Consider the following 10,829-nt stretch of genomic DNA (forward strand, 5'->3'; position numbering starts at 1 on the left):
ATTATCGAAACGCTCTATCATGGATTTTTATCGTTGTTTATCAATAACTTGAAATCACTTAAAACTCTTTAAGCCACAAAATAAAGTTCATCATAGATCCGCTCGATCAGCCGGTCATCAATAGTGATTGGACGCCCGCTGAAGTTGCTCTTAGCCTGCGCTCAACAAGTCCGTCAGTGACGGAAACCTCATACAAAAAAACGCCAAGCGAGGGTGTCATGTCAGAACGAGTCTTGATCGATGGCTTCTCCCGGCGCGTGGACTATCTGCGGATGTCGGTCACCGACCGCTGCGATTTCCGTTGCGTCTATTGCATGGCCGAGGACATGCAGTTTCTGCCGCGCCAACGGGTGCTGACCCTGGAAGAGATTTATCAACTGGCACAAAGCTTCGTGGCGCTGGGCACCCGCAAGATTCGCCTGACCGGAGGCGAGCCGCTGATCCGTCCCGGGGTGGTGCAACTGTGCGAGAAGATCGCCGCCCTGCCCGGCCTGCGTGAACTGTGCATGACCACCAACGGTTCGCAGCTGGCCAAACTGGCCGGGCCGTTGTTCGACGCCGGGGTCAAGCGCCTCAATATCAGCCTCGACTGCCTGGACCCGCAACGTTTTCGCGAACTGACCCGCACCGGTGACCTGGCGCAGGTAATCAAGGGCATCGACGCGGCCATCCAGGTCGGATTTCGCAACACCAAGCTCAATTGCGTAGTGATGAAAGGCCGTAACGACCATGAGATCAATGATCTGGTGAGCTTCGCCATCGACCGCAACCTCGACATCTCCTTCATCGAGGAAATGCCGTTGGGCACCATCGACGAGCACAGCCGCGCCGAAGCGTTTTTCGCAAGCAGCCAGGTCCGCGAACGCATCGCCGAACGCTACACTTTGATTGATTCCGCCGAGTCGACCCAGGGGCCGTCGCGCTACTGGCGCCTGGCCGAGGCGCCGCAGATTCGCCTGGGGTTCATCTCGCCCCACAGCCACAACTTTTGCGGCACCTGCAACCGGGTGCGGCTGACCGTGGAAGGACGTCTGCTGCTGTGCCTGGGCAATGAGCACTCCGTGGATCTCAAGGCTGTCCTGCGCAGCCACCCCGGACAGCCCGAGCGCCTGGAGAAAGCCATTATCGAGGCGATGAAGCTCAAGCCTTATCGACACAACTTCGAAGTGAACGACGATGTTCAGGTTGTTCGCTTCATGAACATGACGGGCGGCTGAACCCCATGATCGTAAGACCCAAACCCAACCTGATCGGCGTGCTGACGTCCCTCAAGGGTTCGATTGCCAAACGCATCGCCTGGCGCAGCCTGATGGTGACGCTGCTCGCCTCGGCCATCGTGCTTATCGAAACCTTGCACCCCAGCTACTTCTCCAAGGTCAGCGCCACGCCCTTCACGCTGCTGGGTTTGTCGCTGTCGATCTTCATGAGCTTTCGCAACAACGCCTGCTACGACCGCTGGTATGAAGCGCGCAAGGCGTGGGGCGATGTGATCGTGGACGTCCGCTCGATGATTCGTGAAACCCTGGTGATCAAGGACACCGCTGAACGCCACACGATCCTGAGCAACCTGTGCGGCTTCGCCCATGCCCTCAACGCGCGGCTGCGCCAGGAAAACGAAATGGCCGCCAGTGGCGACTGGCTGCACCCGATGCCCAAGAGCAACTCCACCGACATCAGCGGGCAGATCCTGATGCAGGTTGGTCAACAGTGTTCGGCACTCAACGAGTCCGGGGCGATCAACGACTGGCGCTACACGCTCATGGCCAACCATCTGACCAGTCTGACCCATGCCCAGGCCGTCTGTGAGCGGATCAAGAACACCCCGCTGCCGTTCCCCTACACCCTGTTGCTGCACCGCACCATCTACCTGTTCTGCATCCTCCTGCCGTTTGCCATGGCCGAACCCCTGGGTTGGCTGACACCGATATTCACGGCGATTGTCAGCTACACCTTTTTCGGCCTGGATGCGATTGCCGACGAACTGGAAGACCCCTTCGGCCGCGACGAAAACGACCTGCCCACCGACGCCATCGTGCGCAATATCGAGCGTGATGTACTGGCGGCCCTGGGTGTGACGGAGTTGCCGCCACAATTGGAGCCGGTGGATTTTGTGTTGAACTGATACTCAAGAAACACACAAAACCTGTGGGAGCGAGCTTGCTCGTGATAGCGGTCTGCCTGCCAACATCTCTATTGGATTTGCCAGCCTCATCGCGAGCAAGCTCGCTCCCACAGTTTGTTTGCGGAATTCAGAACAGTTCGCTGAAGGGTATGAATCGCGCCGTGTCGCCCGCTTCCAGGGTGCAGCCTTCCGGCACTTCCACCAGTCCATCGGCCCAGCATGCCCCCAGCAAAACGCCTGAGCTCTGGTTCGGATAGAGCACCGCGCGACCGGCTTCGAGTTTCGCCCGCAGGTACTCGCGGCGGCTTCCGGGTTTGGGCCAGGCAAAGCCGACACTGACCGGGAAGCTCAAAGGCTCGACGTCTTCGACCCCCTGAATCCGCAACAGATAAGCCCGGGCCAACAGGCCGAATGTCACCAACGCCGATGTCGGATTGCCCGGCAGGCCAATCACCGGCACGCGACCGAAGTGGCCCACGGTCAACGGCTTGCCTGGTTTGATCGAGAGTTTCCACAGCAACGGCTTGCCGCACTCGCGCAGCACCTGGCCGAGGCAGTCGGCGTCGCCGGCGGACACGCCGCCCGTGCTGAGCATCAGGTCCGCCGTGTGTTGCAGCTGTTCAAGCCTGAGCCGCGTCTGGCGTGGCTCGTCGGGGAGAATGCCGGCCTCGATGACCTCGCAACCCAACGCACTCAACCAATGGCTCAACAAGGTGCGGTTGCTGTTGTAGAGGCTGCCGGGCTTGAGTGGCGTACCCGGCTCGACCAGTTCATCGCCGGTGGACAACAACGCCACCCGTGGTCGTCGCACGACCTGTACATGGGTGCAGCCCTGCGCCGCCGCGACCGCCAGTTCGAAGGGGCCGAGGCGCTTGCCGGCGCGCAACAGCACATCGCCGACGCGGTTCTCCTGGCCTTGCGCGCGGATGTTGCTGCCGGCGCTCAGGGGCTGTTTGAAGCGGATACGTCCGCGATCCAGCACCTCGGTGTTCTCCTGCATCTCCACGCAGTTGGCACCCGGCGGAACCGGCGCGCCGGTGAAGATCCGCGCGCAGGTTCCTGGTGCCAGGGCTTCAGGGGCGTGACCGGCAAATACCTGCTGCGACACGATCAGTGGCTCCCCGCCCCAACCGTCGAGATTCAGGGCATAGCCGTCCATGGCGCTGTTCGGCCACGGCGGCAGATCGAGGCTCGCCACCAGATCACTGGCCAACACCCGTTGCCTGGCAGCACTCAGCGGCACCGCCTCACTGTCTTCAATCCACTGCGCCTCAGCCATGGTCAGCAGCCGGTCGATGGCCTGCTCCACCGACATCAGCGGTGAAGTGCTCATCCCCGCGTCCCGCAGGCTTGCATCGGCTTGAGGTGCGGTACGAAATTGCACGGCCGGTGGCGCGCGTCGAGCTGCTCGGCGAGGATGCCTTCCCAGGCGGTGCGGCAGGCGCCCGTGGAACCCGGCAGGCAGCAGACCAGCGTGCCATTGGCCAGCCCGGCCAGGGCCCGGCTCTGCACCGTGGAGGTGCCGATGTCGAGAATCGAGATCGCCCGGAACAACTCACCGAAGCCATCGATCTGCTTATCCAGCAAACAGGCCACGGCCTCCGGTGTGCTGTCGCGGCCCGTGAACCCGGTGCCGCCCGTGATCAACACCACCTGGATGCCGTCGTCGGCAATCCAGTTCGCCACCTGCGCGCGGATCTTGTACAGGTCGTCCTTGAGCAGGTTGCGCTCGCTGAGGGTGTGGCCGGCTTCCAGCAAGCGACTGACGAGCAGTTGGCCGGAGGTGTCATTGGCGTATTCACGGGTATCGCTGACGGTCAGCACGGCAATATTCAATGGTATAAACAATGCATCCGGTTTGACGCTCATGGGGTTCTCCGGCAGATATTAATTAAAAGACTTCCGGAGACTAATTCGACAAATAAAGCCCTGTCTAATCACTCTAACCAACCAGACTATCGAGCCGATCTATCAATATAAAAAGACCACGAACCACATCAATGATAGAGCCCATCGATAACCCCTTAGATAGTAGTGATTGGACGCCCGCCAAGGACAATGAGATCGTCTGCACCTCACGATTGCTGCCTCGCCTTGTGTCTTGCGCACCTGAGTCAATACTTACCCCCCTCACTCCCCCGCCAGCAGGTGCCGTCATGGACATCAAACAACTCAAGTTCCTGATCGCCCTGGAGCAGACCCGCCACTTCGGCCAGGCGGCCGCGCGCTGCCACATCACCCAGCCCACGCTGTCGATGCGCCTGCGCAATCTGGAGGATGAACTGGACCTGGTGCTGGTCACCCGGGGCCAGCGCTTTGAGGGCTTTACCGAGGCCGGCGAGCGCGTGCTGGCGTGGGCCAGGACCCTGCTGGCCGCCCACGACGGGCTCTTCGCCGAGGCCGCCGCGTGCCGGGGCCAGCTCGTCGGCAACCTGCGCCTGGGGCTGGTGCCGCTGAGCAGCTTCAACCCGGTCACCTACATCCAGGGCCTGTCCCGCAGCTTTCCCGAGCTCAAGTACAGCCTGTCGTCCTTGAGTTCCGACCAGATCATCGAGGGCCTAGGCAACAATCAGCTGGACCTGGGCGTGTGCTACCTCGATCACGTCAACCCGAGCTATTTCGAGTTTTTCGAGATCGGCGAGACCCGCGTCGGCCTGCTGTACGACAATCGCCACTTCCATTTCGACGGCACGCAAATGAGCTGGGAGGACGCCGCCGAGCTGCCGCTGGGGATGCTCAGCAACGGCATGCACTACCGCAAATCCATCGACCTGAGCTTTCGCAGCCGCGGACTGGACCCGCAGCCGATCCTCGAAAGCGATTCGACCTACCAGTTGCTGCAGGCGATCCACGAGGGTTTCTGCTGCGCGATCATGCCACTGGACAGCGGCCTGGAAGAGCCCATCGAACACCTGTCGTTCATCGAATTGCCGGATGCCAGCGTGCTCGCGCCCCTGGGTCTGGTGATGCGCAAGACCGAACCGCGCTCGGCGATTGCCGAGAAGTGTTTCGCCGAAGCACGAACGTTATTCAGCCGGACCGACTGATCAAGTTTCGGTTTTATATAAACCGAGCCGGACATGTTTGCCCGGCTTGATAGACATCACCAATCAGCACATCGGAACAAGCGATTGGACGCGTTTAAAAGTTACCCGTAGCCTGAACTTAATCCAGCGCTTCGAGGTTCTTTTCATGTTGTGCAAAGTTGAACAAGCCGATGTTCGAAGCGACACTAACGCCCCCGCGCCAAAACCATCGGGTGTGAACTTTGGCGAATACGACAATGCCGCGTCAGTTTGTCAGGCGACGCCTCAACCTGATTCACGTCCCCCACCGCAACGCACCACGCATTTACAGCCCGGCATGATGCCTTCACCCGATCACCGCGCCGGCAAGCGCAGGAACCTTCCATGACAGACATTGCAGATGCATCCCCCGATGGCCTGACCCACCTCGACCGCCAGGGTCGCGCCAACATGGTCGATGTCAGCGAAAAAGCCCCGACGCAGCGCGAAGCCCAGGCCCAGGCCTGGGTGCGCATGCGCCCGGAAACCCTGAAACTGATTCAAAGCGACGGCCACCCCAAGGGCGATGTATTTGCCGTGGCGCGGATCGCCGCAATCATGGCGGCGAAGAAAACCCATGAGCTGATCCCGCTGTGCCACACCCTGCTGCTCAGTTCGATCCACGTCGAACTCAAGGCCTGCACACCGGACAGCGTGAAAATCGTCGGCACCTGCCGCGTCGAGGGCCAGACCGGGGTCGAACTCGAAGCCCTGACCGCCGTCAGCGTGGCGGCGTTGACCCTCTACGACATGTGCAAGGCGGTGGACCGCGGCATGGTCATCGACGACATCCGCCTGCTGAGCAAACAAGGTGGCCGCTCCGGTCATTTCAAGTTCGAGGACGCACAATGATCCTGATCAATTACTTCGCCCGTTACCGCGAGCAGCTCAACCTGGGCGGCGAAAAACTGCCCCTGACCGACAGCCTCAAGACCATCGAGGACGTGCGCCGACTGCTGATGGCTCGCGGTGAGCTGTGGAGCCATGTGCTGGGTGAAAACAACCTGATGTGTGCGCTGAACCAGGAGCTGTGCCATCCGGACCGGGTGATCGAGGACTACGACGAGATAGCCTTTTTTCCGCCGGTCACCGGGGGTTGAGGCATGACGGTTCGGGTCCAGCGTGAAATGTTCGACGTCGGCCGCTTGATCGACAGCCTGCAGGCGAACGATCCGGGGGTGGGTGCCGTGGTCAACTTCGTCGGCTACGTGCGCGACATCAATCAGGGTGAGGCGGTCACCGGGTTGTTTCTGGAGCACTACCCGGGCATGACCGAACGCTCGCTGCAAACAATCATCGACAACGCCAGGGCCCGATGGCCACTCCGGGCCGTGGAGATCGTGCACCGGATCGGCCCGTTGTCGGTCAGCGAGCCGATCGTGTTTGTCGGTGTCAGCAGCCCCCATCGTCAAGCGGCTTTCGAGGCCTGTGCGTTCATCATGGACTTCCTGAAAACCGACGCGCCGTTCTGGAAACGCGAAGACGTGGCGAGCGGCGCGCGCTGGGTCGATGCCCGTGACAGCGACCGCTCGGCCCTCGAGCGCTGGGCAGATACGCAGTATCAGACGGCTATGCAACGCGCCCCGGCGTAGCTACAGTCATTGGCTCCAAGCTTTCTGCACAAGGAATTTCCGCTTGAGCCCCACGCCCTCCCCGATCACCCAACAGGATGTGCCGCAACCCCGGTCCATCAGCCTGCGCGAAGCCTTCCTGTTCTGGCTCAAGCTTGGCTTCATCAGTTTCGGCGGGCCGGCCGGGCAGATTTCGATCATGCATCAGGAGCTGGTCGAGCGCCGGCGCTGGATCTCCGAGCGACGCTTTCTGCATGCCCTCAACTATTGCATGTTGCTGCCCGGGCCCGAGGCTCAGCAGTTGGCGACCTACATCGGCTGGCTGATGCACCGGACCTGGGGCGGTGTGATCGCTGGCGTGCTGTTTGTGTTGCCATCGCTGTTCATCCTGATTGCGCTGTCCTGGGTGTACATCGCCTTTGGCGAAGTGCCCGTGGTCGCCGGACTGTTCTACGGGATCAAGCCCGCGGTCACGGCAATCGTGGTGCAGGCAGCTCACCGGATCGGCTCGCGGGCGCTGAAGAACGGCTGGTTATGGGGCATCGCCGCCGCGTCCTTCGTAGCCATCTTCGTGCTCAATATGCCGTTTCCGTTGATCGTGCTCGGCGCAGCGGTCATCGGCTTTTTCGGCGGACGCCTGGCACCGGAAAAATTCAGGACCGGTGGCCACAGCGCGGCGAAAAAGTCCTTCGGCCCGGCCGTGATCGACGACGACACCCCAACCCCCGGACACGCCCGTTTCAGTGGCTGGAAACTGGCGCGCCTGGCCATTATCAGTGCGATCTTGTGGACGTTGCCCATGGCCCTGCTCACCGCGCTGTTCGGCTGGGAAGGCACGCTGACCCAGATGGCCTGGTTCTTCACCAAGGCCGCGTTGCTGACCTTCGGCGGCGCCTACGCGGTGCTGCCGTATGTCTACCAGGGCGCGGTCGGTCACTACGCCTGGCTGACGCCGACGCAAATGATCGACGGCCTGGCACTCGGTGAAACCACGCCAGGTCCATTGATCATGGTCGTCGCCTTCGTCGGGTTCATCGGCGCCTACGTGCTTCAGGTCTTCGGACCGGATCAAGCGTTTGTCGCCGGTGCCGTGGCCGCCACGCTGGTGACCTGGTTCACCTTCCTGCCCTCGTTCCTGTTTATCCTCGCTGGCGGACCGTTGGTGGAATCGACACACAACGAACTCAAGTTCACCGCGCCGCTGACGGCCATTACAGCCGCCGTGGTGGGCGTGATTCTCAATCTGGCCTGTTTTTTTGGCTACCACGTGCTGTGGCCCAAAGGCTTCGAAGGACCACTGGACTGGCCTTCGCTGCTGATCGCGATGGTGGCGGGCGTTGCATTGCTTGGATTCAAGCGCGGAGTGATCGAGGTGTTGATCGGCTGCGGATTGATCGGCCTTGTCGTGCACCTGATGTTCTGAATCAAACATTTACACGCGGCCCAATCCTCCCTAGTATCCAGCCATCCCCGGATGGCTTGTTCCACTCGCCACCGACGATTTCCGCCGCCGGAAACCTGCGCCATGCGTACTTTGCCGTCAGAACAGCACCTGCTGAACCTCTCGAACCTGGCCACCTCGCTGCTGGCCGTGGACGGCATTGCATGAAGCGCATCGTCAACCTGCCCATGGCCCTGCGCCGCTCCAAACTGCGTCACTCCGCACGTCCGCCGGATAGCATCCTGCCCGCCTGATCGGCGAGCCCCCTCCTTCGCTATCCCGGTCCGCGTGAAGCTCAGCCATACACAGAACCTGTGGGAGCGGCGGTGCGGCGATCCCACAATGACTGCGCTCACCTGACCGGCATTGGTTTCTCCCAATTCTGCCTGGACACCGACATGACTCAACGTTGCAATTCCTACTACACCGCCACCCTCAACCAGGACACCGATTACCCGACGCTGCAAGGCCGGCACCGGGTTGACGTGGTGATCATTGGCGGCGGTTTCACCGGCGTGGCCACCGCCGTCGAGCTGGCGGAAAAAGGCCTGAAGGTCGCCATCGTCGAAAGCCACAAGATCGGCTGGGGCGCCACCGGGCGCAACGGCGGCCAGGTCACCGGCAGCCTGTCGGGCGACGAGGCCATGCGCAAACAGATGCGCCGCAGCATCGGTGATGAGGTCGACGATTTTATCTGGAACCTGCGCTGGCGCGGGCACCAGATCATCCAGCAGCGCGTGGAAAAATACGGCATCGCCTGCGACCTCAAGCACGGTCACCTGCACGCGGCGTACAAACCCGCGCACATGGTCGGCTTGCGCAAGGATTACGAAGAGGCGGTACACCGTGGCATGGGCGACGAAGTCAGCCTGCTCGACCGCAGCCAGGTGCGCGACCTGCTGCAAAGCGACCTCTACCACGGCGCGATCAAGAACACCCGCAACATGCACCTGCATCCGTTGAACCTGTGCATCGGCGAAGCCCGAGCAGCCGAAAGCCTGGGCGCGTTGATCTTCGAGAACAGCGAAGTGCTGGAGATCATCCACCGCGATGGCCTGCACAAGAGCCCGGGCGTACGCACCGCCCACGGGCAGATCGACGCCAGCCAGGTGCTGCTGGCCGGCGACGTCTACCACAAGCTGGAACCGGGCAAGCTCAAGGGCAAGATTTTCCCGGCCATGGGCGGCATCGTCACCACCGCGCCCCTGGGCGATCTGGCCAGGCAGATCAACCCCGAAGACCTGGCGGTCTACGACTGCCGTTTCGTGCTCGACTACTACCGCCTCACCGCCGACGGTCGCCTGTTGTTCGGTGGCGGCGCCAACTACAGCGGCAAGGATTCGCGGGACATCGCCGCCGAACTGCGCCCGTGCATCGAGCAGACCTTCCCGGCGCTCAAAGGCGTGGCCATCGACTACCAGTGGAGTTGCGCGATGGGCATCGTGATCAACCGCATCCCGCAACTGGGCAAGCTGTCGGACAACGTCTGGTATTGCCAGGGCTACTCCGGCCACGGCATCGCCACCACCCACATCATGGGCGAAATCATGGGCCGGGCGATCACAGGAAAACTGGAACAGTTCGACACCTTCGCCGCCTGCCAGCACATCCGCGTGCCCATGGGTGACCTGCTCGGCAACCCGATGCTCGCCGCCGGCATGTGGTACTACCAGATGCTTGAGCGATTGCGCTGAGCCATTGGTTGCACATCCAGCATTGATGTTGTTTGTGCCGCCCTCTTCGCGGGCAAGCCCGCTCCCACAGGGTTCGTTTGCCGGCCTCGATATTTGTGGTCGACATCAACCCCTGTGGGAGCGAGCAAGCTCGCTCCCACAGGGCCCCACTCAAGCCTGCACCACCTCAATCCCCAGCGCCCGATAGTCCTCGACATTGCCAGACGCCAAATGCCGTTCGGTGATCAGCGTGTGCACGCCGGTAATGGTGGTTTCCACCGGCAGCGAACGCGCGATCTGGTGCCGAACCGGCCAGGTATCATTTTTTTCGATTTTTCAAATCATTACGCCGAATTTTTTATTTTCCCGTGACCTGTTCAAGATGGCGCCGTCACTCATGTTTCGGATGGAAACCTCATGAATATCAATTTTGCTTTTGCGTGCATGATCGTGGTCTCGTTCACCATTGCGCTGGTACACGCCTGACCGGCCGGTCGCGAGGCGTCAAGATGTGCAAGGTCGCGGTAAAAGCCTGACAGATCAGGAATATGCTCTATAACCAGTGGTGACACGATTTCCGATCAGGGGAACTGGAAGGCTCTCCCGGAAGTTGATCTCTAAAAATGCAGCGGACAATTGAGTGCCCGCCAGGAGACACCACCGATGAAAGCCCTGAAAATCGCCGCCAGTGAAGGCGCATCCGCTTGTTTCCTGAACGCCCGGGAGGTGGTCCCGCTCGGTCACACCGACTTCACCGACGTCGCCGTGGCCGTGGTGTCGGTCAATGATGTGCTGGCCGGTTCCCTCGACGTCATTCAGCGCACCGGTTTTGATATACCGATCTTCCTGGTGGCGTCCCCCGGCACCAGCACCCACCCCCGGGAAGTCTACAAACACCTCAATGACGTGCTGCTGCAAGTGAACGGCATCTTCGACCTGTCCCCCAGCAATGTCGAA

General features: G+C 61.2%; 12 protein-coding genes and 1 pseudogene. 10 read left to right on the forward strand and 3 right to left on the reverse strand.

What is annotated here, in order from left to right; all coding sequences use genetic code 11:
• Positions 1 to 218 precede the first annotated feature (218 nt).
• Both moaA and ACM6G4_RS11875 read left to right on the forward strand, forming a co-directional pair.
• Positions 219 to 1,217: a GTP 3',8-cyclase MoaA gene (gene moaA / locus ACM6G4_RS11870; protein WP_414913741.1), complete on the forward strand. Its 999-nt coding sequence runs from the start codon at positions 219 to 221 to the stop codon at positions 1,215 to 1,217.
• Between the two features lie 5 nt (positions 1,218 to 1,222).
• A complete protein-coding gene (locus tag ACM6G4_RS11875) occupies positions 1,223 to 2,122 on the forward strand; it encodes a bestrophin family protein (protein WP_414913742.1) in 900 nt (299 codons plus the stop codon).
• A 127-nt stretch (positions 2,123 to 2,249) separates the two neighbouring features.
• On the opposite strand, the gene glp is transcribed toward ACM6G4_RS11875, so the two are convergent.
• Complete coding sequence (glp, locus tag ACM6G4_RS11880; protein ID WP_414913743.1) at positions 2,250 to 3,455, reverse strand: gephyrin-like molybdotransferase Glp; 1,206 nt, start codon at positions 3,453 to 3,455, stop codon at positions 2,250 to 2,252.
• Complete coding sequence (gene moaB, locus ACM6G4_RS11885) at positions 3,452 to 3,991, reverse strand: molybdenum cofactor biosynthesis protein B (RefSeq protein WP_056727922.1); 540 nt, start codon at positions 3,989 to 3,991, stop codon at positions 3,452 to 3,454. The genes glp and moaB overlap by 4 nt, the downstream gene beginning before the upstream one ends.
• A 287-nt stretch (positions 3,992 to 4,278) precedes the next feature.
• On the opposite strand from moaB, the gene ACM6G4_RS11890 reads away from it, so the two are divergent.
• The 7 genes from ACM6G4_RS11890 to ACM6G4_RS11920 all read left to right on the forward strand — a co-directional run bounded on the left by ACM6G4_RS11890 (position 4,279) and on the right by ACM6G4_RS11920 (position 9,893).
• Positions 4,279 to 5,169, forward strand: coding sequence for a LysR family transcriptional regulator (locus tag ACM6G4_RS11890; protein WP_056727923.1), 891 nt, complete (start codon positions 4,279 to 4,281; stop codon positions 5,167 to 5,169).
• Between the two features lie 46 nt (positions 5,170 to 5,215).
• Positions 5,216 to 5,536, forward strand: a complete 321-nt coding sequence (locus ACM6G4_RS11895) for a hypothetical protein (protein ID WP_156385872.1) — start codon at positions 5,216 to 5,218, stop codon at positions 5,534 to 5,536.
• On the forward strand, positions 5,533 to 6,039 hold the full coding sequence (gene moaC / locus ACM6G4_RS11900) for a cyclic pyranopterin monophosphate synthase MoaC (RefSeq protein ID WP_056727925.1): 507 nt from the start codon (positions 5,533 to 5,535) through the stop codon (positions 6,037 to 6,039). Before ACM6G4_RS11895 ends, moaC begins: the two co-directional genes overlap by 4 nt.
• On the forward strand, positions 6,036 to 6,287 hold the full coding sequence (gene moaD, locus ACM6G4_RS11905; RefSeq protein WP_046044028.1) for a molybdopterin converting factor subunit 1: 252 nt from the start codon (positions 6,036 to 6,038) through the stop codon (positions 6,285 to 6,287). Before moaC ends, moaD begins: the two co-directional genes overlap by 4 nt.
• 3 nt (positions 6,288 to 6,290) lie before the next feature.
• Positions 6,291 to 6,779 (forward strand): molybdopterin synthase catalytic subunit MoaE, encoded by a 489-nt coding sequence (gene moaE, locus ACM6G4_RS11910; protein ID WP_414913744.1) that lies wholly within the window; start codon positions 6,291 to 6,293, stop codon positions 6,777 to 6,779.
• Between the two features lie 43 nt (positions 6,780 to 6,822).
• Positions 6,823 to 8,181 (forward strand): chromate efflux transporter, encoded by a 1,359-nt coding sequence (gene chrA, locus ACM6G4_RS11915; protein WP_414913745.1) that lies wholly within the window; start codon positions 6,823 to 6,825, stop codon positions 8,179 to 8,181.
• Between the two features lie 416 nt (positions 8,182 to 8,597).
• Entirely contained in the window at positions 8,598 to 9,893 is a 1,296-nt protein-coding gene (locus ACM6G4_RS11920) for an NAD(P)/FAD-dependent oxidoreductase (protein ID WP_414913746.1), read from the forward strand.
• Between the two features lie 150 nt (positions 9,894 to 10,043).
• On the opposite strand, the pseudogene ACM6G4_RS11925 reads toward ACM6G4_RS11920, so the two are convergent.
• Positions 10,044 to 10,130, reverse strand: a pseudogene (locus ACM6G4_RS11925) (DeoR/GlpR transcriptional regulator); the annotation flags it as partial.
• Positions 10,131 to 10,535: 405 nt separating this feature from the next.
• Between ACM6G4_RS11925 and ACM6G4_RS11930 the strand changes: the two are divergent.
• Positions 10,536 to 10,829 (forward strand): Orn/Lys/Arg decarboxylase N-terminal domain-containing protein (locus ACM6G4_RS11930; RefSeq protein ID WP_414913747.1); only part of this gene is annotated, 294 nt, incomplete at its 3' end.

It is taken from the genome of Pseudomonas sp. IT-P258, assembly GCF_949767825.1.
GTDB classification, from domain to species: Bacteria; Pseudomonadota; Gammaproteobacteria; order Pseudomonadales; family Pseudomonadaceae; genus Aquipseudomonas; species Aquipseudomonas monachiensis.